Origin of the sequence: Neisseria dentiae, from assembly GCF_014055005.1 — a bacterium.
Classification (GTDB): Bacteria; Pseudomonadota; Gammaproteobacteria; order Burkholderiales; family Neisseriaceae; genus Neisseria; species Neisseria dentiae.
Genome location: NZ_CP059570.1, coordinates 1337913 through 1364545, shown reverse-complemented (window position 1 = coordinate 1364545; position 26633 = coordinate 1337913). Strand labels below are relative to the sequence as shown.

31 protein-coding genes and 2 tRNA genes are annotated in these 26633 nt (G+C 55.6%); 19 read left to right on the top strand and 14 right to left on the bottom strand.

Annotated elements, in window-relative coordinates; translation table 11 throughout:
* Nucleotides 1–40 precede the first annotated feature (40 nt).
* Nucleotides 41–877, top strand: a complete 837-nt coding sequence (locus H3L92_RS06460) for a phosphatidylserine decarboxylase (protein ID WP_085366300.1) — start codon at nt 41–43, stop codon at nt 875–877.
* An 85-nt stretch (nt 878–962) separates the two neighbouring features.
* Here H3L92_RS06460 and H3L92_RS06455 read toward each other — a convergent pair whose 3' ends face one another.
* The 4 genes from H3L92_RS06455 to ygfZ all read right to left on the bottom strand — a co-directional run bounded on the left by H3L92_RS06455 (nt 963) and on the right by ygfZ (nt 3695).
* Entirely contained in the window at nt 963–1763 is an 801-nt protein-coding gene (locus H3L92_RS06455) for an IS3 family transposase (protein WP_085366301.1), read from the bottom strand.
* A complete protein-coding gene (locus H3L92_RS06450) occupies nt 1760–2116 on the bottom strand; it encodes a helix-turn-helix domain-containing protein (RefSeq protein ID WP_115336329.1) in 357 nt (118 codons plus the stop codon). Before H3L92_RS06450 ends, H3L92_RS06455 begins: the two co-directional genes overlap by 4 nt.
* Nucleotides 2117–2216: 100 nt before the next feature.
* Nucleotides 2217–2813, bottom strand: a complete 597-nt coding sequence (locus tag H3L92_RS06445) for a DUF4442 domain-containing protein (protein ID WP_245945477.1) — start codon at nt 2811–2813, stop codon at nt 2217–2219.
* A 24-nt stretch (nt 2814–2837) separates the two neighbouring features.
* Nucleotides 2838–3695: a CAF17-like 4Fe-4S cluster assembly/insertion protein YgfZ gene (ygfZ, locus tag H3L92_RS06440; protein WP_085365977.1), complete on the bottom strand. Its 858-nt coding sequence runs from the start codon at nt 3693–3695 to the stop codon at nt 2838–2840.
* Between the two features lie 398 nt (nt 3696–4093).
* On the opposite strand from ygfZ, the gene H3L92_RS06435 reads away from it, so the two are divergent.
* Nucleotides 4094–5017 carry an AEC family transporter gene (locus H3L92_RS06435; RefSeq protein WP_085365976.1) on the top strand — a complete coding sequence of 308 codons (924 nt, stop codon included), beginning with the start codon at nt 4094–4096 and terminating at the stop codon, nt 5015–5017.
* 447 nt (nt 5018–5464) lie between these two features.
* Here H3L92_RS06435 and H3L92_RS06430 read toward each other — a convergent pair whose 3' ends face one another.
* Both H3L92_RS06430 and dcd read right to left on the bottom strand, forming a co-directional pair.
* On the bottom strand, nt 5465–6025 hold the full coding sequence (locus H3L92_RS06430) for a YagU family protein (RefSeq protein WP_085365975.1): 561 nt from the start codon (nt 6023–6025) through the stop codon (nt 5465–5467).
* A 301-nt stretch (nt 6026–6326) separates the two neighbouring features.
* Nucleotides 6327–6893: a dCTP deaminase gene (gene dcd, locus H3L92_RS06425; protein ID WP_085365974.1), complete on the bottom strand. Its 567-nt coding sequence runs from the start codon at nt 6891–6893 to the stop codon at nt 6327–6329.
* Nucleotides 6894–6914: 21 nt separating this feature from the next.
* Here dcd and H3L92_RS13265 point away from each other — a divergent pair, with 21 nt between their 5' ends.
* Nucleotides 6915–7079 (top strand): lipoprotein signal peptidase, encoded by a 165-nt coding sequence (locus H3L92_RS13265; protein WP_115336328.1) that lies wholly within the window; start codon nt 6915–6917, stop codon nt 7077–7079.
* 46 nt (nt 7080–7125) lie between these two features.
* Here H3L92_RS13265 and H3L92_RS06420 read toward each other — a convergent pair whose 3' ends face one another.
* Nucleotides 7126–8025, bottom strand: a complete 900-nt coding sequence (locus H3L92_RS06420) for a recombination-associated protein RdgC (RefSeq protein ID WP_085365972.1) — start codon at nt 8023–8025, stop codon at nt 7126–7128.
* A gap of 120 nt (nt 8026–8145) precedes the next feature.
* Here H3L92_RS06420 and H3L92_RS06415 point away from each other — a divergent pair.
* Together H3L92_RS06415 and pnp are read left to right on the top strand one after the other, a co-directional pair.
* Nucleotides 8146–8221 (top strand) — tRNA-Glu (locus H3L92_RS06415).
* Nucleotides 8222–8535: 314 nt separating this feature from the next.
* Nucleotides 8536–10659 (top strand): polyribonucleotide nucleotidyltransferase, encoded by a 2124-nt coding sequence (pnp, locus tag H3L92_RS06410; protein ID WP_085365971.1) that lies wholly within the window; start codon nt 8536–8538, stop codon nt 10657–10659.
* A gap of 299 nt (nt 10660–10958) precedes the next feature.
* Here the strand turns inward: pnp and H3L92_RS06405 are convergent, their stop codons facing one another.
* Complete coding sequence (locus H3L92_RS06405) at nt 10959–11729, bottom strand: MOSC domain-containing protein (RefSeq protein WP_085365970.1); 771 nt, start codon at nt 11727–11729, stop codon at nt 10959–10961.
* A 174-nt stretch (nt 11730–11903) separates the two neighbouring features.
* Here H3L92_RS06405 and H3L92_RS06400 point away from each other — a divergent pair.
* From H3L92_RS06400 to H3L92_RS06375, 6 genes are all read left to right on the top strand, one after another.
* Nucleotides 11904–11979 (top strand) — tRNA-Thr (locus H3L92_RS06400).
* A 106-nt stretch (nt 11980–12085) separates the two neighbouring features.
* Complete coding sequence (panB, locus tag H3L92_RS06395) at nt 12086–12871, top strand: 3-methyl-2-oxobutanoate hydroxymethyltransferase (protein WP_085365969.1); 786 nt, start codon at nt 12086–12088, stop codon at nt 12869–12871.
* Between the two features lie 60 nt (nt 12872–12931).
* On the top strand, nt 12932–13768 hold the full coding sequence (gene panC / locus H3L92_RS06390; RefSeq protein ID WP_085365968.1) for a pantoate--beta-alanine ligase: 837 nt from the start codon (nt 12932–12934) through the stop codon (nt 13766–13768).
* A 391-nt stretch (nt 13769–14159) separates the two neighbouring features.
* A complete protein-coding gene (locus H3L92_RS06385; RefSeq protein WP_085365967.1) occupies nt 14160–15155 on the top strand; it encodes a DnaJ C-terminal domain-containing protein in 996 nt (331 codons plus the stop codon).
* Nucleotides 15156–15158: 3 nt separating this feature from the next.
* Entirely contained in the window at nt 15159–15431 is a 273-nt protein-coding gene (locus tag H3L92_RS06380) for a chaperone modulator CbpM (RefSeq protein ID WP_085365966.1), read from the top strand.
* 182 nt (nt 15432–15613) lie between these two features.
* Complete coding sequence (locus tag H3L92_RS06375; protein ID WP_085365965.1) at nt 15614–15889, top strand: helix-turn-helix domain-containing protein; 276 nt, start codon at nt 15614–15616, stop codon at nt 15887–15889.
* 285 nt (nt 15890–16174) lie between these two features.
* Here H3L92_RS06375 and recX read toward each other — a convergent pair whose 3' ends face one another.
* The 3 genes from recX to H3L92_RS06360 all read right to left on the bottom strand — a co-directional run bounded on the left by recX (nt 16175) and on the right by H3L92_RS06360 (nt 18867).
* Entirely contained in the window at nt 16175–16633 is a 459-nt protein-coding gene (gene recX, locus H3L92_RS06370; protein ID WP_085365964.1) for a recombination regulator RecX, read from the bottom strand.
* A 238-nt stretch (nt 16634–16871) separates the two neighbouring features.
* A complete protein-coding gene (locus tag H3L92_RS06365) occupies nt 16872–17582 on the bottom strand; it encodes a phosphoglycolate phosphatase (RefSeq protein ID WP_085365963.1) in 711 nt (236 codons plus the stop codon).
* A 412-nt stretch (nt 17583–17994) separates the two neighbouring features.
* Complete coding sequence (locus H3L92_RS06360; protein ID WP_085365962.1) at nt 17995–18867, bottom strand: YicC/YloC family endoribonuclease; 873 nt, start codon at nt 18865–18867, stop codon at nt 17995–17997.
* A 101-nt stretch (nt 18868–18968) separates the two neighbouring features.
* Here H3L92_RS06360 and rph point away from each other — a divergent pair, with 101 nt between their 5' ends.
* The 3 genes from rph (at nt 18969) to H3L92_RS06345 (ending at nt 21412) form a co-directional block, all read left to right on the top strand.
* Nucleotides 18969–19715, top strand: coding sequence for a ribonuclease PH (gene rph, locus H3L92_RS06355; RefSeq protein ID WP_085365961.1), 747 nt, complete (start codon nt 18969–18971; stop codon nt 19713–19715).
* A gap of 64 nt (nt 19716–19779) precedes the next feature.
* The gene (coaBC, locus tag H3L92_RS06350; RefSeq protein ID WP_085365960.1) at nt 19780–20961 is read left to right on the top strand and encodes a bifunctional phosphopantothenoylcysteine decarboxylase/phosphopantothenate--cysteine ligase CoaBC; all 1182 of its coding nucleotides are present in this window, start codon (nt 19780–19782) and stop codon (nt 20959–20961) included.
* A 208-nt stretch (nt 20962–21169) separates the two neighbouring features.
* Complete coding sequence (locus H3L92_RS06345; RefSeq protein ID WP_143824337.1) at nt 21170–21412, top strand: hypothetical protein; 243 nt, start codon at nt 21170–21172, stop codon at nt 21410–21412.
* Nucleotides 21413–21917: 505 nt separating this feature from the next.
* Here H3L92_RS06345 and H3L92_RS06340 read toward each other — a convergent pair.
* Genes H3L92_RS06340 through H3L92_RS06335 form a run of 3 tightly spaced genes read right to left on the bottom strand, consistent with a single transcriptional unit; the run spans nt 21918 to nt 23147 of the window.
* The gene (locus H3L92_RS06340) at nt 21918–22730 is read right to left on the bottom strand and encodes a LysR family transcriptional regulator (protein ID WP_211276415.1); all 813 of its coding nucleotides are present in this window, start codon (nt 22728–22730) and stop codon (nt 21918–21920) included.
* The gene (locus tag H3L92_RS13020) at nt 22731–22841 is read right to left on the bottom strand and encodes a LysR family transcriptional regulator (RefSeq protein ID WP_211276414.1); all 111 of its coding nucleotides are present in this window, start codon (nt 22839–22841) and stop codon (nt 22731–22733) included.
* A 15-nt stretch (nt 22842–22856) separates the two neighbouring features.
* Complete coding sequence (locus H3L92_RS06335) at nt 22857–23147, bottom strand: YciI family protein (RefSeq protein ID WP_085365980.1); 291 nt, start codon at nt 23145–23147, stop codon at nt 22857–22859.
* A gap of 215 nt (nt 23148–23362) precedes the next feature.
* Between H3L92_RS06335 and H3L92_RS06330 the strand changes: the two genes are divergently transcribed.
* The 5 genes from H3L92_RS06330 to H3L92_RS06310 all read left to right on the top strand — a co-directional run bounded on the left by H3L92_RS06330 (nt 23363) and on the right by H3L92_RS06310 (nt 26616).
* Complete coding sequence (locus tag H3L92_RS06330; protein ID WP_085365959.1) at nt 23363–24211, top strand: aldo/keto reductase; 849 nt, start codon at nt 23363–23365, stop codon at nt 24209–24211.
* Nucleotides 24212–24341: 130 nt separating this feature from the next.
* Nucleotides 24342–24695, top strand: a complete 354-nt coding sequence (locus H3L92_RS06325; protein WP_158088149.1) for a nuclear transport factor 2 family protein — start codon at nt 24342–24344, stop codon at nt 24693–24695.
* 26 nt (nt 24696–24721) lie between these two features.
* Entirely contained in the window at nt 24722–25303 is a 582-nt protein-coding gene (locus H3L92_RS06320; RefSeq protein ID WP_085365957.1) for an NAD(P)H-binding protein, read from the top strand.
* A gap of 24 nt (nt 25304–25327) precedes the next feature.
* Nucleotides 25328–25768, top strand: a complete 441-nt coding sequence (locus H3L92_RS06315; protein ID WP_085365956.1) for a nuclear transport factor 2 family protein — start codon at nt 25328–25330, stop codon at nt 25766–25768.
* 26 nt (nt 25769–25794) lie between these two features.
* Complete coding sequence (locus H3L92_RS06310) at nt 25795–26616, top strand: SDR family oxidoreductase (RefSeq protein ID WP_085365955.1); 822 nt, start codon at nt 25795–25797, stop codon at nt 26614–26616.
* Nucleotides 26617–26633: the final 17 nt, after the last annotated feature.

Below are 26633 nucleotides of genomic sequence, written 5' to 3'. Positions count from 1 at the left end.
TCCGAAACCCTTTACAGACAGACAACACAGAGGAAGCGCTATGTCCCGTTTTTACCCGCACCCGATTATCGCCCGCGAAGGCTGGCCGTTTATCGGCGGCGGCCTGATTGCCAGTGTTTTGATAACTTTGTGGGCCGGTTGGTGGTCGCTGCCTTTCTGGCTGTTTACCGTGTTTGCGTTGCAGTTTTTCCGCGATCCGGCGCGCACTGCGCCGCAGGATGCGGATGCGGTGTTAAGCCCGGTTGACGGCCGCATTGTGGTGGTGGAGCGTGCACCCGATCCTTACCGCCAAGTGGAATCGCTGAAAATCAGCGTGTTTATGAACGTGTTTAACGTGCACTCGCAACGCTCGCCCATCGACGGCACGGTAACGGCGGTGGAATACACGCCGGGCAAGTTTGTAAACGCCGATTTGGACAAGGCCAGCACCGAAAACGAGCGCAATGCCGTTTTGGCCACCACCCGCAGCGGCCGCGAAGTAACCTTCGTGCAGGTGGCGGGCCTGGTGGCGCGGCGGATTCTGTGTTACACGCAGGCGGGCGACACCTTGCGCCGCGGCGAGCGTTACGGCTTTATCCGCTTCGGTTCGCGCGTCGACGTTTATCTGCCGGCCGACGCGCAGGCGCAGGTGGCCATCGGCGACAAAGTCTGCGCCACCGAAACCATCTTGGCGCGCCTGCCGTTAACCGCACCGGAAGCGGTTGAAACGCAGCCCGCCGCAGCAGCAGCAACGGTTGCGGCCGACATTGCGGACTATCGTGTGCAAGCGGAAGTTACTGCAACGGAAGCTTTGCCCCGCGCCGAAGTGGCGCAAACCGACATCGAAGCCTCTGACGAGAAAGTGCGTCAAGCGGTTGAGAAAGAGTTTGGCGCTTAACGCTTTAAAACAGGATTAAAATGTTCAACAGGCCGTCTGAAAGTGTGAACTGTCCCCCAATACTTGGACAAGTTAAGAATCTTTCTCAAACAGCCTTTTCAAGCTGGGTTCTGTAGCCGACAGGACTCAGCTTTTTCAAGTTTAAACTAATCCGTTCATGATTGTAGTAATGTATGTAATCATCTATTACCTCCGTCAGCTCCGCCACCGACAGCGCACCTTCCTGATAGAAACTCTCCGTTTTCAGTGTACCGAAAAAACTCTCCATCGGCGCATTGTCCCAGCAATTACCTTTGCGCGACATACTTTGCACAATCCCTTTCTCAGCCAATTTCGTTCGATAAGCCTCGGTGCGGTAAAGCACACCCTGGTCGGAATGCAGCAGCGGCGTTTGGCCTTTCAGACGGCCGAATGCTTGGTCCAACATTTGCGCCACCATTTTACTGTTTGCTCTGCGGCCTAAAGAATAGGCCACAATCTCCCGATTAAACACATCCAATATCGGCGATAAGTACAGCTTCCCGTCTGTGCATTTAAACTCCGTCACATCGGTCAGCCATTTGTCTGCCGGTTTGCCGGCGGTAAACTCTCGATTGAGAATATTGTCCGAAGCCTCTCCTACTGCTTGCGGACGGTAGGTTTTTTTACTGCGGACTTTGGCTTTTAGTCCCAACAAACCCATAATGCGCTGCACTTTCTTTTTGTTCCACGACAATACGGCGGCAATCCGCCGATGACCGTAACGGCCTTTGTGTCGGCGATAGACTTCACTCACTGCGGTTTTGGCCGCCGCATCGGGATCGGCTTTGCCGATATGGTAATGAAAGCTGCTTTTGGGAATGCCGGCACTGTGCAGCAGATATTTCAGCGGGTGTTTCGCCCTCAACGTTTGAACGGTTTCGCAGCTTTGGCGGCGTTCTTTTCGTTGAGGGCTTTCATGTGCTTTAGGTAGTCGTTCTCCGCCCTCATGTAACGTAACTCTTCAATCAGTTCCGTCTGGGTTTTTTCGTGGTCGGGTTTGTCGACGATAAACGGGTTTTTGCGTTTGGTCTTCATAGTCTTCATAAACGTAGCCTGCGGGTGTTGAAGTGCGGCAATACCGCCTTGCCGATAGGCGGCTATCCAACGGCGCAGGTGGGTGCGTGAGACGTTGAAGTGCTCTGCGGTGCGCTGTTGGCTGTGCACTTGGTGGTAATGGAGTACGGCTCGGTATTTGAAGTGTAGGTTATATTTGGACATAAGAAAACTGCACCTTTTAAAGTTGGAGGGGGTGTCCAATTTTTGGGGTGCAGTTCAGTATTTTTGCAAAGGTCTCGGCCTGAGTTTTTGTTCTGCCTGATCAGGCAGCTTCTTTTTTCGGCCTGAACGTGGGTTTCAAACGGATATAAAGCGTGCGCTTGGCAATGGCGACGGTTTCGCCGTTTTTATCGAATACGCGCACGGGGATTTCGGGCAGGTATTTTTCGCCGGTTTTGGTGTGTTCGTAAATATCGTGCAGCATTTCGTCGGTGATGCGGCATTCGATAAACACCGCGCCGCGGCCGGGTTTGATAAAGTCGATATGGGCGGATTTGTCCCACACATAATACCGTTTGCCTATCATGCCGTTGAGCATGGCCGAGTAGGATGCGTCGGTTAGGGCGAACAGGCTGCCGCCGAATTGCGCACCGTGTACGTTGCGGGTGCTCGACCAGTCTTTCAGGGTGGCCTTCATATAGCGGAAATCGTCGGAAAGCTCGGTGATGCGGATGCCGCTGAAAAAAAGCGGTGGCCAAAAGTTCAGCATCAGGCGCGTCCAGCGGGCGCTGTCGGTGCGTATTCTCATTTGAAACATGGTGATGGTGCGGTTGGGAGCGGGTTGCGGGTAGTTGGAACGGTTTGGGTTTTCAGACGGCTTGCGGATATGCGGGCATCGTTCCCGTTTTTTGAAATACAAAATACCCAAGCCGTCTGAAAAAACTTATTCGCTATCGGTTTTAAAAAATACTTTGCCGGTTTGCAGCGCGTTGCCGTCGGCATCGGTTAAAGGCGTTTTTGCGGCGGAGAATTTAATCACCGCCAAACTGATGCTGCCGCTTGCGGTTAAAGCGCTGTTGATGATGATGCCGGCCTCTTCGCCGCCGCTGTGTACCGCCACGCCGGCCGCTTCGAGCGAGGAGCTTTCGAGCACGGCCAAACCGCGCTTGACTTGGCCGCGGTATTGGGCGCGGGCGATGATTTCCTGCCCGGGGTAACAGCCTTTTTTGAAATGCACACCGCCGATGGTGTGCTGGTTGAGCATTTGGGCGACGCAGCTTTCGCTGGTGGCGGCGCTGATCCACGGATAACCGCTTTCGATTTCGTGCAGGTTCCAGACGTTTTCAGCGGCGGCGTCGTATGCGGGCAAATCTGCCGCCGCGCCGATTTTCAGACGGCCTTGATGGGGCAGCATAATAGTCCACACGCCGTTGTTTTCTTCTGCGGCAAATGAGAGGGAAGGGCCGGCGGCGGGGTGCGGCGGGGTTTGCGGCGGCAGTTCGCAGGCAGCGGCAAAATCCGGCAGCGGCTCGAACACGGCTTTGGCGCGCAAAACAAACATACGCAAGCGTTTGGTTACGGTTTCGGCCAAATCGGCAGCCGTGGCCAGCAGCAAATCGTCGCCGCGGTTGAGCACCAGCATATTGGCAATCACGCGGCCTTTTGGGGTGTTGTAGGTGGCGTAACAGGCCGAACCGGGTGGCAGATTGTTGATATCGTTGGAAAGCTGGCCGTGCAGAAAGGCGGCGCGGTCGTCGCCGGCAACGCGGATCAGGCTGAAAAACGGTAAGCGGGTTTGCATGGCGGAAATCCTTTGTGTGTGCAGCCTGTATTTTAACTGCTGCGCTGTGCGGCTTAAAGGGGGCGGGCTGTTTTATCGCCTGAGATCTTTGCAAAAAACCAATTTAAACTTGAATAGGTTTATGCCTCGTCATTCCCGCCTACGCGGGCATGACGATGGTTGAATATTTCAGACGGCCTAAACGACTTGCAAAGGCTCAGCCTTTCAAAATAAAAATGATACCGCGCTGTTCCGCCTTTCTGCTGCCGCGGCCTTGCCTGATTTTTATTTTGCAAGGCTGTATCACCGTGAGCGCGAAAAAATCTTTGTTTGCCGATGCCTTATTTAAACGACTGTCATAACCGCGCTCTGTTAAAATAGGGCAGATTTCCTGCGTTTTCAGACGGCCCGGTCAGCTTATGTTTGCCATTCTTTCTATCACCGCTCCGGTGTTCATTATTATCGGCATGGGTTATTTTGCCGCCCGTTTCGACTTTTTCACCCGCGAACAGTTTGCGGGCATGGGCAAGTTTGTCGTCCGCATCGGTATGCCGATGCTGGTGTTTTCGGCGATTGCCACGCGCCCGATTGCCGATGTGCTGAAAGCCGATTACCTCTACGGCTATGCGCTGGCATCGCTGCTGGCGTTTCTGGCGGGCTGGCTGGTGAGCCGCCGGCGCGGGCAGGATAAGGTGTTGGCGGTGCTCAACGGTTTGGGCACGGGTATGTCGAACACGGGCTTTATCGGCTACCCGCTGCTGCTGATGGCGGTGGGCGCACCCGCCGGTGTGTTTTTCGCCATGAATGCGCTGATTGAAAATATTCTGATTCTGCCGCTGATGTTTGTGTTGATCGATCTGGCTAAGGGCGGCCATGCCGATATTACCGCCACTTTGCTGCGCATTGCCAAAAACCTGCTGAAAAATCCGATTATTATGGCGCTGTTGATTGCGCTGGTGTTTGCCGTCGGCAATATCCATGTGCCGGCGGTGCTGGAAAAACTCAGCGCCATGCTGGCTTCAGCCACTTCGCCGCTGGCGCTGTTTGTGATCGGCAGCAGCCTGTATGGCTTGGAAATACGCGGCAATATCAAAGACATCAGCTTTATCGCGGCAGGCAAGCTGCTGCTGTTTCCCGCGTTGGTGGTGGTTTGTTTGCGGCTGTTCGGTGCCGATAAAGACACGCTGTTTGCCGGCGCATTGCTCGCCAGCGTGCCGATGGCCAGCATGTATGCCATTTTCGGCCAGCAATACGGTTTCGAGCGTCAAACCGCCGCCGCAATGCTGGCGGTAACGATTATTTCGTTTTTTTCGGTGTCGCTGGTTTTGCTGCTGGGGCATTGAAATATCCTCCCGGCTTTCTTTCAGACGGCATAAAATTGCGGTAAGCCTTTGGCAGATGTGGGTTTGCTGCTTTTGTCCGTTTTGTCAACCGGTTGGATTTCTTTATCCACACAGGCCGTATCGGATGAAACGACCGCTGCCGCCTGAATGCTTGACAACTTAAAAATCATCATAACTTTTTGATAAATATAAACTTTAAATTTGGGCTTAAATTTTGTGCAATCATGGCCGAAGCCCGATTTTTCGGGGAAAATAAGCTGATTTCACAAACTTTCCACAAAGTTATCCATAGCTTTTGTGGGCAAGCCGTAAAGGCTTGATTGGGTTTGTGTTTAAATTTTTGTCATAAAAAATCAAGGGGAAAAAGCAAAACCGTTTGTCTTGGGCGGGTGGCAAAAAAAGCGGGCTGAAGCCCCGCTTTTTTACATTAGCCTTAAACTGCCGGGGTTAACGTTCCGCCCAGTCGCCCTTAATCGGCCGCGCATAATAAGCCAGCACGGCAATCATGCACACTTCGATGGATACCGACCAATAAATATGGCCGAGAAATTCGCTGATGTGTTCGGCCGCGTTGAGGTTCCACATCCAGCCTACCGCGCCGTCGGCATAGGCGGGATTACGGAAGCCGAACATCGGAATCAGCAGCCCGTGCATCACCACGGTAATCAGAATGCCGTAAAACGCGCCGTACCACAGGCGGATTTTCGGCCAATACACCGAGCCCCACACGTAAACAAAGGCGAACACAAAGCTGAACAGCCAGTGGTAAAGCGTTACCGCACCCAATACGCTGTTGCCCTGATACACATAATCGAGCGAATGCTGGTTGAAACCGAGCCAGCCCAGCCATGCGTCGATATTGGCGCCCGGCGGCGAAATTTCGCCGGGCATGCGCGGCGGCATATTCACTTCGGAACCCCATTTCACCAGAGAGCTGAAAAAGCCGCCGATCAGGGTGGTCCAGAGAATCACTTTGCGGTTGGTTGGGGAAGCGCATAATTTGGTCATGTTGAAAGTCCTTTTTTGGTAATTATTCTCATTTGAGACTGTTCAAGAAAAATAAGTTTCCATGCGAGGCCGTCTGAAAGCGGGAAGATGCCGATTGTTTAATCTAAAGCAAACAGAAAAGCATGGCGGCCCGACAGCGGGATAAAAAAGCGGCGCCAACCGAAACACCGGTAGGCGCCGCTTTTGCGAAGGGTTATTGGGCAGCTTAAAACGCTTCGTTTACGCCCGAATCCAGATTGGGAGTGAAGCGGAATAACTATTTTCAAGTTGGGGCCGGGTTTGCGCAGGCTTTGGTGCGCGCTCAGGTTTTCGGCAGGGTAACGCCGGTTTGCCCCATATATTTGCCGTTGCGGTCTTTATAAGAGGTTTCGCACACTTCGTCGCTTTCGAAAAACAGCACCTGCGCCACGCCTTCGCCGGCGTAGATTTTGGCGGGCAGCGGGGTGGTGTTGGAAAACTCCAGCGTAACGTAGCCCTCCCATTCCGGCTCGAACGGGGTAACGTTTACGATGATGCCGCAGCGGGCGTAGGTGGATTTGCCCAAGCACACGGTTAACACGTTGCGGGGAATGCGGAAATATTCCACCGTGCGCGCCAAGGCGAAAGAGTTGGGCGGGATGATGCAGCAGTCGTCTTCTACCGTAACGAAGTTTTTCGGGTCGAAGTTTTTCGGGTCGACGATGGTGCTGTTGATGTTGGTGAAAATCTTGAATTCGTTGGCGCAGCGGATATCGTAGCCGTAGCTCGACGTGCCGTATGAAATGATTTTGCGGCCGTCGATTTCTTTCACCTGGTTAGGCTCGTAAGGTTCGATCATGCCGAACTCTTCGCTCATGCGGCGTATCCATTTGTCGGATTTGATGCTCATAAGTTCTCTCAATCTTGTTGGTTGCACAGGCCGAGACCTTTGCAAAGCCCCCATCTGTGGCGCATTTCTGCGTTGTGCGCTGCTCGCTCGCTTGCCTATCCACTTGATATGTCTGCGCTCGCTGTGCTGCTACGCCTTGAACTGCATCCACATCTGGGTTTTTTGCAAAGGTCTCGTGCCGTCTGAAAACGTATTCTACCGTTAAACGTGCGGTTTTTCAGACGGCCACGTTTTATTCCTGCCAGCCGCCCAAATAGCCCGCCAGCTCTTCCAGCATGGTACTTAACGATTCGGTCATCAGAATCTGCGAGGCGAAAGCCAGGCTGGCTGCGTCGTCGCCGTGGCCTTCGGCTTCTTCCTGCAATACGTCGAGATACTGGATGCGCTTGAGCGTGAAGTCCTGCGTGAACACGAATGCAATCTGTTCGCGCCACACCAAACCCAGTTGGGTAACGGTTTTGCCGTTTTTAACGTGTTGGACCACTTCGTCGGCGGTTAAATCCTGCTTCGACACTTTCACCACCGGCGCCACATCGCCGGTGCCTTTCAGCTCGCAGTCGCTGTCCAGCTCGAAACCGCCCTCGGCGGCACCCTGCAACAGCCAGCTTGTCATCAGGCTGCCCGGCGACTGTTTGGTGTTGGGCAGGTTCGCTTCCAAACCGCCCAGCGCTTCGCGCAGCTTGGTGAGCATGCCTTCGGCTTTGGTTGCGGAAGCGTTGTTCACAAACAGATAACCGTGCTTGGTATCGAAAACGGCCTGCGTGCGGCTGCTGCGGGTAAAGGCACGCGGCAGCAGATCATCGGTGATCTGTTCTTTTAATTCCTGTTTTTCCTTGCGGCCCACATTGCGGGCCTCGGCGTTTTGAATCTCGGCCACGCGTTCTTCCAAGATATCGCGGATCACGCCGGCAGGCAGCACTTTTTCTTCTTTTTTCAGCGCCACGCGCCACGTGTAATCGGCGGGAAACACTGTTTCGGGCGAAAATGAAACCGGCGCGGCAAAGCCCTCGCTGAACCAGTCCAAACCCGAGCAGGGAGCGAACTGCGCTTCGGCCAGTTTGTCCGCCAGCGTTTCAAGCTCGGGCAGTTTGTTTTTGTTTAAGGGGTAAAAGCTGATTTGTTTGAACCACATGGCATTTCTCTGAAGTGAAACCGCCGCATTATACAGCAGGCAAAGGCCGTCTGAAAGGTTGCGCCGGCCTGCCCGATTGACAAGCGCAAACGGCATCGGTATAGTGCGCGCTTCGGTTACGCGCCCATCGTCTAGAGGCCTAGGACACTGCCCTTTCACGGCGGCAACCGGGGTTCGAATCCCCGTGGGCGTGCCAGTCTGCCCAAATCCGCCAGGCACCGGATAGCGTTTTTTAAAAGCCCTGCAAACCATGCGGGGCTTTTATGCTTTTTACCGAATGTTCCGCCGCCTGAAAAAATACGGCGGCGCATCTTGTATCATCTTTATACTGTTTGGATTCCGAGCCTTTTAACGTTATAATCGCTTTTTTTCAGACGGCACCGGCAGGCCGTCTGAAAAAATTTCATAACCAAACCCGGCCGAAGCCCGCCTGAAACCCTAACCATGCACATATAAGATGTGTGCATCATTAGTGTTTTAGCGGCGGCGGCCCTAACCGAAAGGCATAGAATGTTTAACAAACACGTTAAAACCTTCCAATACGGCGAGCAAACCGTAACCATCGAAACCGGCGAAATCGCCCGCCAGGCCGCTGCGGCGGTAAAAGTGTCGATGGGCGACACCGTCGTGCTGGTGGCCGTTACCGCCAATAAAGACGTTAAAGAAGGCCAAGATTTCTTCCCCCTCACCGTAGATTATCTCGAGCGCACCTACGCCGCAGGCAAAATCCCCGGCGGTTTCTTCAAACGCGAAGGCAAACAGAGCGAAAAAGAAATCCTCACCAGCCGCCTGATCGACCGCCCCATCCGCCCGCTGTTCCCCGAAGGCTTCTACCACGACATCCAAGTGGTGGCGATGGTGGTTTCCGTTGACCCCGAAATCGATTCCGACATCCCCGCCATGATCGGCGCATCGGCCGCGCTCGTGTTGAGCGGCGTGCCGTTTGCCGGCCCCATCGGTGCCGCCCGTGTGGGTTATGTGAACAACGTTTACGTGCTCAACCCCACCAAAGCCCAGCTTGCCCGTTCGCAAATGGATTTGGTGGTGGCCGGCACGCAGAAAGCCGTGCTGATGGTGGAATCTGAAGCGCGCGAGCTGCCCGAGCACGTGATGCTGGGCGCGGTGGTGTACGGCCACGAGCAGATGCAGGCCGTGATTAACGCCATCAACGAGCTGGCCGACGAAGTGAACCCCGAAGTATGGGATTGGCAGGCTCCCGAAACCGATACCGCGCTGGTGGAAAAAATCCGCGAAATCGCCGGCGCCACCATTTCCGAAGCGTTCAAAATCCGCCAGAAACAAGCCCGTTCGGCCAAGCTCGACGAAGCATGGGCGGCAGTGAAAGACGCGCTGGTTACCGAAGAAACCGACACCTTGCGCGCCAACCAAATCAAAGGCATCTTCAAACAACTGGAAGCCGACGTGGTTCGCGGCCAGATTCTCGACGGCCAGCCGCGCATCGACGGCCGCGACACCCGCACCGTGCGCCCCATCAACATCCAAACCGGCGTGTTGCCGCGCACCCACGGCTCCGCCCTGTTTACCCGCGGCGAAACCCAGGCGCTGGCCGTTGCCACTTTGGGCACCTCGCGCGACGAGCAAATCATCGACGCCTTAAGCGGCGAATACACCGACCGCTTTATGCTGCACTACAACTTCCCGCCGTATTCCACCGGCGAAGTCGGCCGTATGGGCGCGCCCAAACGCCGCGAAATCGGCCACGGCCGCCTGGCCAAACGCGCGTTGGTGGCCGTGCTGCCTTCTCCCGAAGAGTTCAGCTACACCATGCGCGTGGTTTCCGAAATCACCGAGTCTAACGGCTCTTCTTCTATGGCTTCCGTGTGCGGCGGCTGCCTGAGCCTGCTCTCGGCCGGCGTGCCCCTGAAAGCACACGTTGCCGGCATCGCCATGGGCCTGATTCTCGAAAACAACAAGTTCGCCGTATTAACCGACATTTTGGGCGACGAAGACCACTTGGGCGATATGGATTTCAAAGTGGCCGGCACCACCAACGGCGTAACCGCGCTGCAAATGGACATCAAAATCCAGGGCATCACCAAAGAAATCATGCAGATTGCTCTGGAGCAGGCCAAAGAAGCGCGTATGCACATTCTGGCGCAGATGAAAGAAGCGGTTGACGGCCCGCAAGAGCTGTCCGCCCATGCCCCGCGCCTGTTTACCATGAAAATCCACCAAGACAAAATCCGCGACGTAATCGGCAAGGGCGGCGAAACCATCCGCGGCATCACCGCCGAAACCGGCACCGAGATCAACATCGCCGACGACGGCACCGTAACCATCGCCGCCACCACCGCCGAAGCGGGCGAAGCGGCGAAGAAACGTATCGAAGAAATCACCGCCGAAGTAGAGGTGGGCAAGGTGTACACCGGCACGGTGCTGAAACTGCTCGACAACAATGTCGGCGCCATCGTTTCGGTGATTCCCGGCAAAGACGGTTTGGTGCACATCAGCCAAATCGCCCACGAGCGCGTGCGCAACGTGAGCGACTACCTGCAAGTGGGCCAAACGGTAAACGTGAAAGCGGTGGAAGTGGACGACCGCGGCCGCGTGCGCCTGTCTATCAAAGCCCTGTTGGAAGCCCCAGCACAAGCGGCCGCCCCCGCCGAGGAATAACGGGTTAACCGCTTAAGTGTGGCTCAGGCCGTCTGAAAATGTTTTCAGACGGCCTGTTGTTTTGCAGAGCACTTATAGTAAAACCATTTGCTTGGCAACCGTTTCGTCATGCTCGGGCTTGTAAAGCTAATGACGAAATCAAACATTTCAAACGGCCTGAAGGCAGTTTTGCAAAGGTCTCAAAAAGCTATTCGGGTCAAACCCGGATACGGCGAAAGTGCTGTCAACGTATCGCACAGGTGCGGAGCATGCTGCACGGTTTCGGGCGCGGCGGCGGGTTTGCTAAGTTTTCAAACTGCCTACGCCAGCACTTCCACCTTGTCGCCCACGGTCACGCTGCCGGTGTCCAGCGCCACCATGTTCACGCCGAAAATGGCTTTGCGGGTTTTGGCCAACGTTTTCAGCGGTTGCTGTTGCGGATGTTTTTCGCCGCTGGCCAAATCCACCGTGGTCATCACGCAGCGGGTGCAGGGCTTGAACAGTTCGAATGCCACCGGGCCAACGGCGATGCGTTGCCAGCCTTCTTCTTCGTAAGCCTTCGTGCCGTCGAACACCAAGTTGGTGCGGAAGCGGCGCATTTCTACGGGCGTTTCCAAACTGCCGTTGAGTGCCTGCAACGAAGCCGTGTTAGCCAGCAGGTAAGGTGCGCCGTCGGCAAACGACAGCGGTGTTTGCGAATAGCCCAATATGCGTGCGCTGCTGCCGCCCAGCCAGTTCAAACGGCAGGGTGTGCCGATTTTGCCGCTCAGCCAGGCATCGGCGCGTTCGTCGCCGTGGTGTGCGGCAAAGGTGTCTTTCCAAACCGAAACTTCGCCGGTGCGGTTGAAATGGTTATGGTAAACGGTGAGGCTGCCGCCGTCGGGCGCGGTTAGTTTGAGGCCGTCTGAAACCGGCTCGGCCTGCCAAAGCAGCAGCTGCGGAAACTGCCGTGCGGTAATGAAGTGCCCGTCGGGCGAGCTGAGCAGCCATTCCCTGTCGTGCGGCAGCCCTTCGGGGCGGATTTCGGCGCGCTCCGTTGAAATGCCGCGCATCGATTTAACCGGATAATAAGTGATTTCGACCAGTTTCATAACGGTGCCTTTCAAATCGGAAATATTTGCCGCCAATCATACATGATTTGCAGCGCTTCAGGCCGCCTGAAAATAATTCACCAACAAAACAATATCTTTAAAAAGTTTTTTCAGAGCCGCTGCAAAAGCGCTTGCCAAAGCCAGAGAAGGCGGGCATAATACGCGCTTCTTTCAGCCGGTATAGCTCAGTTGGTAGAGCAGCTGACTTGTAATCAGAAGGTCCCGAGTTCGACTCTTGGTGCCGGCACCACATTAAAAACAGCCTGACCCCAGCGGTTGGGCTGTTTTGCTTTGGTTGCATTTTGCCGGAAAAACCCCATAATATGCCCCGTCTTAACCCAGAGGCCGTCTGAAACATGATTACCGTCAACACCCTGCAAAAAATGAAAGCCGAAGGCGAAAAAATCGCCATGCTCACTGCCTACGAAGCCAGCTTCGCCGCGCTGATGGATAATGCCGGCGTAGATGTTTTGCTGGTGGGTGATTCGCTCGGCATGACCGTGCAGGGGCAGCAATCCACTTTGCCCGTTAGCCTCGGCGATATGTGCTACCACACCGCCGCTGTGGCACGCGGCACAAAAAACGCTATGATTATCAGCGATTTGCCGTTCGGCACTTATCAACAGAGCAAAGAGCAGGCGTTTGCCGCCGCGGCAGAGCTGATGGCTGCCGGCGCGCATATGGTTAAGCTCGAAGGCGGCGTGTGGATGGCCGAAACCACCGAATTTTTGCAGTTGCGCGGCATTCCCGTGTGCGCCCATATCGGTTTAACGCCGCAGTCGGTGCACGCTTTCGGCGGCTATAAAGTGCAAGGCAAGGGCGACAAAGCCCAAGCCCTGCTCAACGATGCCGAAGCGCACGACAAGGCCGGTGCGGCGCTGGTTTTGATGGAATGCGTGCCCGCCGCTCTGGGCAAACAGGTAACCGAAAGCGTGCGCTGCCCCACCATCGGCATCGGCGCGGGCGCGGATTGCGACGGCCAAGTGCTGGTGATGCACGATATGCTGGGCGTGTTTCCTGGCAAAACCGCCCGTTTCGTGAAAAACTTTATGGAAGGGCAAACCAGCATCCAGGCAGCCGTGGCGGCTTATGTGGCGGCGGTGAAAAACAAAACCTTTCCCGCAGCCGAACATACGTTCTAATTTTTTCAGACGGCCTTTCTGAACGCTTCAGGCCGTCTGAAAGTTTTTCAGGAAAACCCTATGCAAATCATCCACACGATTCACGAATTGCGCGAGTGGCGCAAAAACGCCGGAACGGTTGCCTTCGTGCCGACCATGGGCAACCTGCACGAAGGCCATCTGGCATTGGTGCGCGAAGCCAAAAAACGCGCCGGCAACGTGGTGGTGAGCATTTTCGTCAACCGCCTGCAATTCGGCCAGGGTGAAGATTTCGACAAATACCCGCGCACCTTGCAGCAGGATGCCGCCAAACTGGAAAACGAAGGCGTAGCCGTGGTGTTCGCGCCCGACGAAAAAGAGCTGTATCCCAATGTGGAGCAGCGTTACAACGTGGAGCCGCCCAACCTGCAAAACGAATTGTGCGGCAAATTCCGCCCCGGCCATTTCCGCGGCGTGGCCACCGTGGTGACCAAACTGTTCAACATTGTGCAGCCCGATGCGGCCTGTTTCGGCAAGAAAGACTACCAGCAGCTGGCCGTGATTAAAGGCTTGGTGGAAGACCTCAACATCAACATCGACATCGTGCCGGTGGATACCGGCCGCGCTTCAGACGGCCTCGCCCTTTCCAGCCGCAACCAATATTTAAGCGAACAGGAACGCGCCGAAGCCCCCCGCCTTTACCGCGAACTGCGCGCCATCGCCGATGCCGTCCGCAGCGGCAACCTCGCTTATGCCGTGCTCGAACAGACCGCCGCGCAACGCCTCGGCGAAGCCGGCTGGACGGTCGATTACATCGAAGTGCGCCGCGCCGACGATTTGAGCGTTGCCCACGCGGGCGACAAAAACCTGGTGATACTCGCCGCCGCGCGTTTGGGCGGCACACGCCTGATCGACAACATCGAAGTGCATTTGGGCTGATTTATAGTGGCTTAAATTTAAAATAGTACAGCGTTGCCTCGCCTTGCCGTACTATCTGTACTGTCTTCGGCTCGGCGCCTTGTCCTATTCTGAATTTAAGCCACTAGATCCGCCCGCAATCGAAAGGCCGTCTGAAAACTTTTCAGACGGCCTTTCGATTATTTTTGTGCGCCCGCTCTTGATTTTCCGTTTAGTATCATTATAGTGGATTAAAATAAGAATGCCGAAGTAGGGTAAAACGATTCTTTAGCATATCGCCCAATTGCAAGTTTGAATGCAGTTATTTCATTTCGGAGTTTTTATTTGAATTCACTATACTTCAAAATCTATTAAAAGCACCGCCTTCCGGGGCGGGCGCGTGAACAACATTGACACTGAACAGAAAGCAATTATGGCAACCGAAAAAAATTATTACGAAATACTCGGCGTGTCTAAAGAAGCGGATATTGCCGAAATCAAAAAGGCCTACCGCAAACTGGTGCGCCGATACCACCCCGACGTCAGCAAAGACCCCGACGCCGACCAAAAAACCAGCGAAATCAACCTCGCCTACAACACCCTGAAAGACCCGGAAAAACGCGCCGAATACGACGAAATGCTCGCCAACCCGTTTAAAGCGCGCCAACAGGCCGGCGCGGGGCAGGGCGGGTTTGAAGGTTTCGGCGGATTCGAAGGCGGCTTCAACCCGGGTGCAGACGGCTATCAGTATTACCATTTCGACAGCAGCCGCTTCGGCGACGGCCAGCCTTTCGGCAGCGGCGACTTCCGCTTCGACGACATCTTTTCCGCTTTCGGCCAAGCACAGCAGCGCCGCGCGTCGCGCCCGAGCGGCCCCGTGCAGGGCGAAGACCAACACGCCGAACTCAGCATAGACATTGCCGCTGCCTATGCAGGCAGCGAGCGCAGTTTGAGCATTGATATGCCCACGCTCAACGCCGACGGCCAAATGGCCTACGAGCGCAAAGCCCTGCATGTGAAAATTCCCAAAGGTATCGGCGAAGGGCAGCAAATCCGCCTGCGCGGCCAGGGTTTGCCCGGATTTAACGGCGGTGCCAACGGCGATTTGTATTTGAAAGTGCGCTTTCACGAATCGGAAAACCTATATGTGAAAAACGGCAAAGACGTTTACCAGCGCATCGACGTGATGCCGTGGACGGCGGCAGCCGGCGGCAAAATGGAGGCGGCCACCCCCGCAGGCCGTTTGAACATCAATATTCCCGCCAACAGCCGCACCGGCCAAAACCTGCGCCTGAAAGGCAAAGGCATTCCGGCCAAAGAAGCGGGCGATTTGTATTTGACCGTCAATATCGTGCTGCCGCGCGCCGACAGCGAAGCCGACCGCGCCGCCTGGCAGAAACTGGCGGAACATTACGGAGTGAAAGGATAAACCATGAACCAAGAATACGATGTGCAACTCACCTTCAACGAAATCGTCCGCGCCTGCAACGACGACCGCGATTGGGTGGTGAGCGTGATTGAAGAAGAAATCATTTCCGTGAGCGGCCGCCCCGACGAAGCCTTGTTCAGCGGCTTCCAACTCGCCCGCCTGCGCCGCGCCCGCCGTATCAGCCGCGATTTTGAAGCCAGCATTCCCGCCACCGCGCTGATTATGCAGCTGTTAGACGAATTGGAAAGCCTGCGCAAAAACCGTTCCGGCCAATAAGCATTTGGCAGTAGAGGGCAAATATCGGGAAACTGATAAAAACTGCTGCAAGGCGGCGGGTTGTCGCGGTGGCGGTTTTTTTATCGGGCGTGCAGATGGGTTTGCCCGGTTTCAGGCGGGCGTATTGATTTTTTCTGATAGTGAAGTAAAATCCGTGAAAGCAAATTCACAAAGGAAACATCATGAGCAACAAACTGACCGCACCCGCCGAGCTGCCCGCAGAAGAAGATTTGCGCGCCGTGCTGGCCTACAATATGCGCCTTTTCCGCGTGAACAAAGGTTGGTCGCAAGAAGAGCTGGCGCGCCGGTGCGGGTTGGACCGCACTTATGTTTCGGCGGTGGAACGCAAACGCTGGAATATTGCGTTGTCTAACATCGAAAAAATGGCGCTCGCCCTCGGCGTGCCCGCCTACCAGTTGCTGCTGCCGCCGCAGGCGCGGCTGGATATGATGGGGTAGGGCGGCTGAGTGCGGTTGTCGGCTGTAAAGGCAATTCAGGCCGTCTGAAACATTTCAGACGGCCTAAACGACTTGCAAAGGTCTCGGCCTGTGGTTTTTACAAGCCGTTTCGGTATTTTAAAGTTTTGCGTCATGCTCGGGCTTGACCCGGGCATCTGTTATTTCTTTTGGAACAATAAGATACTCGGGGCAAGCCCGAGTATGGCGGCGGTTGGATGTTTCAGACGGCCTTAAGGCATTTTTGGCAAAGGTTTCGGCTTGAATAATATTTTGCAGGCGTTGGCGTTATTCCCATTCTTCGTCATCGTTCCAGCCGTTTTTCAAAGCGGTTTGAATGATGTCCGTATCGAAACCGCGATAGGCGAGAAAGCGCGCCTGTTTTTGTTTTTCTTTCAAATCGGCGGCGGGGGCTTTGAACTTTTTGCGCAGCACGGCCACGGCGGTTTGCAGTTCGCTGTCGCGGTCGGGCAGGAAACCGCGGGCGGTGTTTTCGCTCACGCCTTTGGCCTGCAAGGCCTGTTGCAGGCGCAGGCGGCCGTGTTGGCGGCTTTTGCTGTGCACGTAGGTTTCGGCGAAACGCTCGTCGGACTGCCAACGGCGTTCGGCCAGCTCGTTTAAAAGCTGCTCGAGTTCTTCTTCGCTTTCGGCGTGCGGGGCGAGCTTGCGTTTGAGTTCGGCGCGGCTGGTTTCCCGGCGGGAAAGAATGTCGAGGGCGCGGGCGCGCAGGGATTTTTGCGGTTTCATTGCTGGTTGGAAAAGGGTTTTTCAGGAATGTTTGAGGCCGTCTGAAAAGGATTTTTTCAGACGGCCTGAGGTTTTTGCAAGCAGTTTTGGCCGTCTGAAATACCCGGCCGCCGTGATATTCGGGCTTGACCCGGGTATCTCTATTTCTTTCGAAACAGCAAGATGATCGGGCCAAGCCCGAGTATGGCGCAGGGGTTTTAAAATGCCGGCATAACTTGCAAAGGTTTCGGCCTCAACGTTATTCGTCCTGCGCTTTTTGCGGTTGCAGGTTTTCGTAGATTTCGGGCAGCGAGCCGATCAGCCAGTCGGGTTTGGTGGCAGGCTCTTGCGAGAGCAGGGTCATGTCGCCGTAGCCGAAGGTTACGCCCACGCTCAGGCAGCCGGCGGCTTTGGCGGCGAGGATGTCGTTGGCGGAATCGCCCACCATCAGCATATCGGCGGGGGCGATGCCGAGCACTTCGGCGGCGTGCAGCAGCGGCAGCGGGCTGGGTTTTTTTTCGGGCAGGCTGTCGCCGCCGAGGATCAGGCTGAAATAATCGGCCAGGTGCAGCTGTTTCAGCAGCTCGGCGGCCAGCACTTCGTTTTTGTTGGTGATCACCACCAGCGGAATGCCCAGCGATTTGAGCAGGCTCAAGCCGGCTTCGGTTTCGGGATAGGGGCGGGTGAACACGCTCAGGTGTTCGCGGTAGTAGCGGATGAAAAAGGTAAATGCCTGCTCCCAGCGGTTTTGGTCTACTTGGCCGTCGCGGCTGTCGGTGAGCACGCGGTGGACGAGGTTGGCGAGGCCGTCGCCGACGTAGCTTTCCACGGTGTGTTCGGGCAGCGGCGGCAGCCCCATGTGTTCGCGGGTGGCGTTGGCAGCGGCGGCGAGGTCTTGCACGGAATCGCAGAGCGTGCCGTCCAAATCAAAGGCAACGGCTTGAACGTGTTCGATGGCGGGTGTGGTCATGGCGGTTTGCGGTGGAGTGGAAAAGGGAATGGAATTGTAGCACAGGGCGGGTAGGGCGGAACGGCTGCGGGCGGGTTGTTTTTGAAAGGTCTCAGGCCGTCTGAAAATGATTTTCAGACGGCCTGAGACCTTTGCAAAATTCTTTTAGGCACCTTAAAACACTTGCGTCATGCTCGGGCTTGACCCGAGCATCTGTTTGTTTTAGAAGCAAAAGAGATACTCGGGTCAAGCCCGAGTATGACGGAATATCATACATTCAGGATTAAAACGGCTTTTTTGCAAAGGTCTCGGCCTGTATGGGTTTGCAGAATCTCTGGTTTTATGTGGAAAACACAGCCGTCATGCTCGGGCTAAGCCCGGGCATGACGGCAAATAAATATGATAAAAAAAACAATGAATCAGGAGCAAGCGTTTATTCGATATTCTGCACCTGTTCGCGCATCTGCTCGATCAGCACTTTCAATTCCACCGATGCCTGCGTGCATTCGGCGGCGATGGTCTTGCTGCCCAGCGTGTTGGCTTCGCGGTTGAGTTCCTGCATCAGAAAATCCAAACGTTTGCCCACGCTGCCTTTGGCGGTGGTAACGATGCGGCGCACTTCGCCGATGTGGGTGCGCAGGCGGCTGAATTCTTCGTCGACGTCGGACTTTTGCATAAACAGGGTGAATTCCTGTTGCAGGCGGTCGTTGTCGATGGTTTCCACCGCTTCTTTCAGACGGCCTCTCACTTTTTCCATATGCGCTTCGAGCAGGTTGGGGAAAATGCCGCTTAAGTTGTTGATGATGTTTTCCATTTCGTCCAGGCGGCTCAGCAGGTGCTGCGCCAGTTTTTCGCCTTCGCGCCCGCGGGCGGCGGCAAAATCGTTTAAGGCTTGGTTTAACAGTTGCTGCACGGTTTGGGCGAAGGCTTCTTCGTCTTCGTTTTGGCTGGCGAGCACGCCGGGAAACTTCAAAATATCGGCCACGGTGAGCTTGCCCAAGCCTTCGTGTTTTTTGCGCCATTTTTTGTTGATCCCGGCCAGTTGCGCCACCAAATCCTGATTCACGCTCAGGCTTTGCGCGCCTGATGCGATGTCTTGAACCTGGATGCGGCACTCGAGCTTGCCCCGGGCGGCGCGGGCGGCGATGCTTTCGCGCAGGCTGCTTTCGAGATGGCGCAAATCGTCGGGCATACGGAACTGCACGTCGAGATAGCGGTGGTTGACGGCGCGCACTTCCAAGTTGATGCGTTTGGCGCCGCATTCGCCTGCGGCGTTGGCAAAGCCGGTCATGCTGTGGATGGTCATGGTGTTTTACTCCGTGTGGTGTTTGCGAGTGAAATCGGCCGAAATATACCATATCTGCGCATGTTATAATCCGCGCGTATCGAATTTGAGGAATAAAACCGATGACTGCCTACACCCGCACTTCGCGCGCAGCCGATGCTTTGCGCGAAATCCGCATCACCCCCGATTTTCTGCCCCATGCCGACGGCTCGGTGTTAATCGAATGCGGTAACACCAAAGTAATCTGCACCGCTTCGATTGACGAGAACGTGCCGCCGTTTCTGCGCGGCAAAGGGCAGGGCTGGGTAACGGCGGAATACGGTATGCTGCCCGCATCCACCGCTTCGCGTATGCGCCGCGAGGCTGCGGCGGGCAAACAGAGCGGGCGCACTCAGGAAATCCAGCGCCTGATCGGCCGCTCGCTGCGCGCGGTGGTGGATTTGGAAAGCCTGGGCGAGCGGCAGATTTTAATCGACTGCGACGTTATCCAAGCCGACGGCGGCACGCGCACCGCCAGCATCACGGGTGCGTTTGTGGCCTTGCAGATGGCGGTGGATAAACTATTGGCGGCGGATATGCTGCTGCACAACCCCGTGCGCGAAGCCGTGGCGGCTGTGTCGGCCGGCGTGGTCGGCGGCGTGCCGCTGCTGGATTTGGATTACCCCGAAGATTCCGGCTGCGAGAGCGATGTCAATATGGTGATGACGGCTTCGGGCAAAATCATCGAAATACAGGGCACGGCGGAAGGCGCGCCGTTCAGCATGGAAGAATTGGGCGAGCTGGTGCGGCTCGGGCAGAAAGGCGTGGCCGAACTCGTGCAGCACCAGCAGCAGGCTCTGGCGTCTGCCGCAGCCGCTTCCGAGCAATAAGGCCGTCTGAAAAAGTTACCGGCCGTTTTTCAGACGGCCTTTCACACCAAAACAAAACCCAATCATGAGCAAACACATCCTACTCGGCATCAGCGGCGGCATCGCCGCCTACAAATCCTGCGAACTCGTGCGCCTCTTGAAAAAACAAGGGCACAGCGTAACCGTGGCGATGAGCCGCGCGGCGGCGGAATTCGTATCGCCGCTCACTTTCCAAGCCTTGAGCGGCAACCCCGTGCTGGCCGAAACCCACGGCGGCGGGCAAGGCGGCAACGGCATGGCGCACATCAACCTCACCCGCGAAGCCGATGTATTTCTGATTGCGCCCGCCACCGCCAACACCATCGCCAAAATCGCAGGCGGCATTGCCGACAACCTGCTCACCAACCTGGCCGCCGCCCGCAAATGCCCGCTGGCCGTCGCCCCCGCCATGAATGTGGAAATGTGGTCCAACCCCGCCAACCAACGCAACATCGCCCGCCTGATTTCAGACGGCATCACCGTGTTCCAGCCCGCCGAAGGCGAGCAGGCCTGCGGCGAAACCGGCATCGGGCGCATGCCCGAAGCAGCCGAGCTTGCCGACCTGCTGCCCGATATGTGGACACCCAAATTATTGCAGGGCAAAAAAGTGTTGGTAACGGCGGGCGCAACCTTTGAAGCCATCGACCCCGTGCGCGGCATCACCAATATTTCCAGCGGCCGGATGGGCATGGCGCTCGCCCGCGCCTGCCGCGCCGCCGGGGCGGAAGTTACCCTGATTTACGGCCAGATTCAGACGGCCCTGCCCGCAGGTTTGGCGCACGCCGAACAGGCCGTCAGCGCTGAGGCCATGTACCGCGCGGTGATGAACCGCATCGGCGGCCAAAACGTTTTCATTTCGGTGGCGGCGGTAGCGGATTACAAAGTGAAAAACAGCAGCGCGCAGAAAATCAAAAAAAACACGGGCGGCGAACCGCCACTTATCGAGCTGGAAGAAAACCCCGACATCCTCGCATCGGTGGCGAAGCTGCCCGAACCGCCGTTTTGCGTGGGCTTTGCCGCCGAAAGCGAAAATGTGCTGGAACACGCCCGCGCCAAGCGGGTGAAAAAAGGCATTCCCATGCTGGTGGCCAACGATGTGGCAACGGCGATGGGCAAAACGGTCAACCGCATCACCATCATCACCGAAACGGGCGAAACCGCGTTTCCCGAAATCGGCAAACGGCAGGCGGCGCAAGCAGTTGTGGAACGGTTGGCAGGGCTGCTCTGAAGCCTGTTTCCAAACCCCGCAGGATCGGTGCTTAAGAATACTCTAGCATAAAAATATATTTAAAATCAATAATTAAAGTTTGTCAATATAAAGTATCGGAGAGTCAAAACGTTTAAATCTCAAAACTTTCCTATCATCGGCTTTGTCGGAAACAGTACCGTAAACGGAATTACGTTTTTCATTTGATTCACATGATTAAAGGAGTTTGATGATGAAAGCTTTGACAGAGCATAAATTGCAGTATGTTTCAGGTGGATTTTCAAGCCCTGGTTGGGGAGCTGCGGTCGGTGGAGCAATCGGTGGAGGTTTAGGAAGTTATGCGGGGCCTATTGGGTCTACAATAGGTGGTTTGACGGGAATGGCAATAGGTCATTGGTTTGAACACCCAGTAGAGTATATTGAGTATGTAGAAGGTTATCGTACTGGTGGTTATACTCCTATTGTTTATTAAGTGTTAGAAAAAAACATGATATTGACGGCATTTATAATATCGGGTTTTTTTGCCGAGTGTTCTGGCATACCGTGCGGTTTACAAGCTTACCGATTGACCTGATTTTATATATGTTGATACCTTTGCAAAACCTGAAAATATTCAGAAACCTTTCATCCGTCATTCCCGCGCAGGCAGGAATGACGGATTTAAACTTTCTGTCATTTCTAAATATTTCTGAAACCGATAGATCCAGATTCCCGCCTGCGCGGGAATGACGGAAATCAGGTTTTTCAGGTGGTGTTGAATTTTGCAAAGGCCTCAATCTTTAAAAAAGCCCCGGGCCGTCTGAAAAGTTTTTCAGACGGCCCGGGGCTTTTTTAACGTCGGTTCGCTCCTGAAAATATCTGTATCCCGTCAAGCTCGAGTATGACGCAGAGGTTTTAAGAGGCTGAAAGGATTTCTGTAAAGGCTTCGGCCTGAAGTCATTGCAAAATTCAAAAATACCGCCAAAAACTTCTTTTCGCTATTCCCGCAACGTCGCCACCAGCGCTTTGAGCAGCGGCGAATTCATACGGCGGTTGGGGTAATACAAGTAATAACCGTCGTAGCGCATCGCCCAATCGTCGAGTACGCTCACCAAGGCGCCGCTATCGAGTTCCTGCCGCACGATTTCGTCGAACAGCCAAACCAGCCCCTGTCCGGCCAAGGCCAGATTTTTCAGCACTTCGCTGCTGTTGGCCAGCACGCGCCCTTGCGGGGCAAACAGCACTTTCGCACCGCTTTCGGGGTGGCGGAACTCCCATGACAGCACGCCGCCGGAAGTGGGCAGGCGCGTGGAATGGCAGGCGTGGGCGGCCAAGTCATCCGGCTGTTGCGGCACGCCGTGGCGGGCAAAATAATCGGGGCTGCCGACCACGCGCAGGTACAGCGGGGGCGAAATGCGCACCGCCACCATATCTTTGGCCACATCGCCGTCAAGGCGGATGCCGGCATCGAAACGCTCGGCAACAATATCGACGAAGCGCAGCTCGCTGACCAACTCCATTTCCACTTCAGGATGCGCGCCGATAAATGCCTGCAATTTGTCGCGCAGCACATGGGCAAAGGCATGGCTGTTGCCGTTGATGCGCAGGCTGCCGCGCAGGGTGTTGCGGAAGCTGCCTAGATTGTCGATGCTGGCATCAACCGCTTCAAACAGCGGCGAGAGTTCGGCATAAAGCTGCTCGCCCGCGCCGGTAAGCGAAATGCTGCGCGTGGTGCGGTGAAAGAGCTTGATTTGCAGGCGCTCTTCAATCGCGCGGATGGCATGGCTTAACGCCGAGGCGGAAACGCCCATCTACGCGCCCGCTTTGGTAAAGCTGCCGGTTTGCGCCACCATTAAAAAGGCGCGCAGGTCGTTGAGGTTTTCTTTCATGGCGATTGGTAGTTTTTTGAGGTGATCGGGCATTTGGGGCAGCGGGATTTACAGCTCCCGATATTGCACCAAATCCGCCGCGGTTTTCGAGGGCAGGAATTCGGTGATTTCATATTCCGCCACGTTTGCCTGGTGGAAAGGATCTTCTTGAACAATTTTCTGCACTTCCGCCAAGCTGCCCGCTTTGGCAATGATGATGCCGCCGTTGCGCGGTTCTTTGCTGCCGGATAACAAGAACATGCCGTCTGCATAATACTTGTCCAGAAATTGGCGGTGTGCTTGCAGATTCGCTTCGATATCGGCTATCGGCCGGATGTAGGTTAAGGCAATAATAAACATTTGCGGGTGCTCGGAATGTTGTGAAAACATTGTTATTGTAAGGCGAAACTGCCGGTTTGCACTACCATCAGGAAGGCGCGCAGGCGGTTGAGGTTTTCTTTCATGGCGGTGGGATTACTGAAAAAAATTCACAAGGCCATGCGATTTTACCCCGCTAATCAACGCCGGAAAACAGGTTTACAATGCAATCTGTTTTTAGCAGAAAGGATAAGCCCATGAAAACCGCAACCCTCAACAACGGCATTACCATGCCCATGCTGGGCTTCGGTGTGTACCAAATCGCACCGGAGCAAACCGAAGCGGCCGTGGTCGGCGCATTGCAAAGCGGCTACCGCCTGATCGATACCGCCGCCGCTTATGGCAATGAAGAAGCCGTGGGCCGCGCCATCCGTGCCAGCGGTGTGCCGCGTGATGACGTGTTCATCACCACCAAGCTGTGGGTGCAGGATGCCGGTGAAGCCGCCGCCGCCAAAGCCATCGACACTTCGCTGCAAAAACTCGGCTTGGATTATCTGGATTTGTATCTTATCCACCAGCCGTATGGCGATGTACATGGCGCATGGCGGGCAATGGAGGCGGCAGTACAAGCCGGCAAAATCCGCGCCATCGGTGTTTCCAACTTCCACCCCGACCGTGTAATGGATCTGATGCTGCACAACCGCATCGTTCCGGCCGTTAATCAAATTGAAACGCACCCGTTTTACCAGCGCGAAAGCGAGCTGGCATTTCATCGCGAACACGGCATCCTTACCCAATCTTGGGCATCGTTTGCCGAAGGGCAGAACGATATTTTCAAGCATCCCGTGCTGTCGGCCATCGCCGCCAAACACGGCAAAAGCGTGGCGCAAGTGATTCTGCGCTGGCTCAACCAGCGCGGCATTGCCGTCATCCCCAAATCGGTTACTCCCGCCCGCGTGCTGGAAAATGCGCAGATTTTCGATTTCGAGCTGGATGCGCAAGATATGGCACAGATTGCCGCGCTCGACACCGGCAAAAGCCTGTTTCTGGATCACCGCGACCCCGAGCGGGTGAAATGGTTGAGCGGCATGAAGATTCACGATTAAGCGTATCAACCTTTCAGACGGCCTGAAGCGGTTTGAGGCCGTCTGAAAACAAGGAGGTCTCATGCGACATCTACTTATCAGCACAGCGCTCGTTTTATTCTCCCCAGCCGTTTTTTCCCAAGGAAACACCATGTCTGCCGAGCAGTTTTACCACGCCATGAACCACGCCATGCTGCAAGCGGACACCGCCGCCATTGCGCGCATGACCACCGCCGACTTCACCCTGACCCACATCACCGGCTACCGGCAATCCCGCGCCGAATGGTTGCAGCAGATTGAAAACGGCCAAATGCGCTATTTCAACATGGCAGAGGAAAGTGTTCAGGCTAACGTAAAGGGTGATACCGCCCGCGTTATCGGCCGCAGCCGCACCGCCGCCCATATCTGGGGCGCGCAAGGCACCTGGCCCTTGCAACTCGATTACCAACTGGTGCGGGAAAACGGCCAATGGAAAGCGCGCCAAGCCGTGGCCACCACTTATTGATTGATCATTGTCAACGGAAAAGCAAAATGAAAAATATCCTCATCCTGGGTGCCGGCGGCAGCCTTGCCAAACAGGTTATCCCGGTTTTATTGGCCAACCCGGAGCACCATTTAACGCTGTTTGTCCGCAATGCCGCCTCGGTGCGCCCATTTGCCGGCGAGCGCGTGCGCGTTGTGGAAGGCGATGTGCTGAACGCAGCGCAATTAAGCGCCGCAATGCAGGGGCAGCATGTGGTGTATGCCGGCCTTTCAGGCAACCTGAAAGCCATGGCGCAAAACATCGTGCAGGCGATGAAAGAAAACAGCGTCAAGCGCTTGATTTTTATCAGCTCAATGGGTATTTATGGCGAAACAGGCGAAGATCACGGCGCAGTTTTGGAGCCTTACCGCCAATCTGCCCAAGTGGTTGAGCAATCGGATCTGGACTTTACCCTTCTGCGCCCCGCCTGGTTTACCAACGATGCGGAAGTGGATTATGAGCTGACTTACAAAGGCGAAGCCTTCAAAGGCCACAGCGTTTCACGCAAAAGCATTGCCGATTTTATTGGCAAATTGGTGCAAAACGAGACATTGGGCATTCGCCAAAGCATCGGCATTGCCAAAGTTTGATTTTTTCAACAGAAAGGAAAAGCGATGAACACGAACCAACTGATTGAACGCCAAGCCCTGAAAGACTTGGTGGACACCTTCTCCAACCTGGCCGATGAAAAACGCGTGGCCGAGCAAATGCCCTTGTTCACCCCCGATGCCCAAGTCAACACCTATATCGGCGGCAAACTGTTTGCCGAAGCCAAAGGCAGGGAAGAAATCGAACAGGTTTTCAGCAGCTTTCTGGCGCAGTTTCACAGCGTTTACCACCTCAACGGCCAACACACCGTGACCTTCCGCAGCGAAACCGAAGCCGAGGCCATCAACTATTGCGCGGTAAAACTGGTGGGCGAGCAAGACGGCAAACAGGTTTTGCAAGACCACAGCGTGCGCTATCAAGATACTTATGTGAAGCAAGGCGGCCAATGGCTCATCAGCCAACGCATCGCCAATTTCATGATCAGCGAAACCCGTGTGATCGGCTGAACATCTCTGGCCGTTAGGAGAGCGCCATGAAACCTGTTAACGTCATCATCGGCAGCGGCGCGATTGCGCAAGCCATTGCCCGCCGCATCAGCATCGGCAAACATATCCTGTTGGCAGACATCAAACCGGAAAATGCCGAACAGGCTGCCAAAACCTTGCGCGAAGCAGGTTTTGAATGCAGCACCGCCGCGGTAAATGTGGCCGAGCGCGAATCGGTAGCCGCTTTGGCGCAAACCGCCCAAGCCTTGGGTGATGTGGCGGGTGTGGTGCATACGGCGGGGCTGTCGCCTTCGCAAGCCGCGCCGCAAGATATTTTGCGCGTGGATTTGTATGGCGCGGCGCTGGTGTTTGAATATTTCGGCGACATCATCGCGCCGCAAGGCGCCGCCGTTGTGATCGGCTCGCAATCTTCCCTCCGCTTGAAAGTGGACGAACTCACGCAACAGCAGGCCGACGATTTGGCCTTGCTGCCTGCCGAAGAGTTATTGAATCTGCCCTTTGTGCGCGCTATTGACGACAGCTTGCGCGCCTACCAAATCGCCAAGCGCGGCAACGCCCTGCGCGTGCAGGCCGAAGCCGTGCGCTGGGGCAAACGCGGCGCGCGCATCAACTGCATCAGCGCCGGCATCGTGTTCACACCCTTGGCCTATGACGAACTCACCAGCCCCGAACGCGGCGCGTTTTACCGCGACATGCTGGCCAAAGCCCCCGCCGGACGCGGCGGCACGCCCGACGAAATAGCCGCCTTGGCGGAATTGCTGTTTGGCCCCAGCGGCGGCTACATCACCGGCAGCGACATTCTCATCGACGGCGGCGCCACCGCGTTTTACAAATACGGCGGACAATAAAACCGAAGTTTAGGCCG

Coding starts and splice junctions, on each gene's coding strand:
- H3L92_RS06315 (WP_085365956.1), top strand. CDS start 25,328: ATGAACACGAACCAACTGATTGAACGCCAAGCCCTGAAAGACTTGGTG.
- H3L92_RS06375 (WP_085365965.1), top strand. CDS start 15,614: ATGAGCAACAAACTGACCGCACCCGCCGAGCTGCCCGCAGAAGAAGAT.
- H3L92_RS06365 (WP_085365963.1), bottom strand. CDS start 17,582: ATGACCACACCCGCCATCGAACACGTTCAAGCCGTTGCCTTTGATTTG.
- H3L92_RS06460 (WP_085366300.1), top strand. CDS start 41: ATGTCCCGTTTTTACCCGCACCCGATTATCGCCCGCGAAGGCTGGCCG.
- H3L92_RS06310 (WP_085365955.1), top strand. CDS start 25,795: ATGAAACCTGTTAACGTCATCATCGGCAGCGGCGCGATTGCGCAAGCC.
- H3L92_RS13020 (WP_211276414.1), bottom strand. CDS start 22,841: ATGCCCGATCACCTCAAAAAACTACCAATCGCCATGAAAGAAAACCTC.
- pnp (WP_085365971.1), top strand. CDS start 8,536: ATGTTTAACAAACACGTTAAAACCTTCCAATACGGCGAGCAAACCGTA.
- H3L92_RS06435 (WP_085365976.1), top strand. CDS start 4,094: ATGTTTGCCATTCTTTCTATCACCGCTCCGGTGTTCATTATTATCGGC.
- H3L92_RS06430 (WP_085365975.1), bottom strand. CDS start 6,025: ATGACCAAATTATGCGCTTCCCCAACCAACCGCAAAGTGATTCTCTGG.
- H3L92_RS06405 (WP_085365970.1), bottom strand. CDS start 11,729: ATGAAACTGGTCGAAATCACTTATTATCCGGTTAAATCGATGCGCGGC.
- H3L92_RS06450 (WP_115336329.1), bottom strand. CDS start 2,116: ATGTCCAAATATAACCTACACTTCAAATACCGAGCCGTACTCCATTAC.
- H3L92_RS06335 (WP_085365980.1), bottom strand. CDS start 23,147: ATGTTTATTATTGCCTTAACCTACATCCGGCCGATAGCCGATATCGAA.
- panC (WP_085365968.1), top strand. CDS start 12,932: ATGCAAATCATCCACACGATTCACGAATTGCGCGAGTGGCGCAAAAAC.
- panB (WP_085365969.1), top strand. CDS start 12,086: ATGATTACCGTCAACACCCTGCAAAAAATGAAAGCCGAAGGCGAAAAA.
- H3L92_RS06380 (WP_085365966.1), top strand. CDS start 15,159: ATGAACCAAGAATACGATGTGCAACTCACCTTCAACGAAATCGTCCGC.
- H3L92_RS06345 (WP_143824337.1), top strand. CDS start 21,170: ATGATGAAAGCTTTGACAGAGCATAAATTGCAGTATGTTTCAGGTGGA.
- ygfZ (WP_085365977.1), bottom strand. CDS start 3,695: ATGCAAACCCGCTTACCGTTTTTCAGCCTGATCCGCGTTGCCGGCGAC.
- recX (WP_085365964.1), bottom strand. CDS start 16,633: ATGAAACCGCAAAAATCCCTGCGCGCCCGCGCCCTCGACATTCTTTCC.
- dcd (WP_085365974.1), bottom strand. CDS start 6,893: ATGAGCATCAAATCCGACAAATGGATACGCCGCATGAGCGAAGAGTTC.
- H3L92_RS06360 (WP_085365962.1), bottom strand. CDS start 18,867: ATGACCATCCACAGCATGACCGGCTTTGCCAACGCCGCAGGCGAATGC.
- H3L92_RS06385 (WP_085365967.1), top strand. CDS start 14,160: ATGGCAACCGAAAAAAATTATTACGAAATACTCGGCGTGTCTAAAGAA.
- H3L92_RS06420 (WP_085365972.1), bottom strand. CDS start 8,025: ATGTGGTTCAAACAAATCAGCTTTTACCCCTTAAACAAAAACAAACTG.
- coaBC (WP_085365960.1), top strand. CDS start 19,780: ATGAGCAAACACATCCTACTCGGCATCAGCGGCGGCATCGCCGCCTAC.
- H3L92_RS06320 (WP_085365957.1), top strand. CDS start 24,722: ATGAAAAATATCCTCATCCTGGGTGCCGGCGGCAGCCTTGCCAAACAG.
- H3L92_RS06340 (WP_211276415.1), bottom strand. CDS start 22,730: ATGGGCGTTTCCGCCTCGGCGTTAAGCCATGCCATCCGCGCGATTGAA.
- H3L92_RS06325 (WP_158088149.1), top strand. CDS start 24,342: ATGTCTGCCGAGCAGTTTTACCACGCCATGAACCACGCCATGCTGCAA.
- H3L92_RS06330 (WP_085365959.1), top strand. CDS start 23,363: ATGAAAACCGCAACCCTCAACAACGGCATTACCATGCCCATGCTGGGC.
- rph (WP_085365961.1), top strand. CDS start 18,969: ATGACTGCCTACACCCGCACTTCGCGCGCAGCCGATGCTTTGCGCGAA.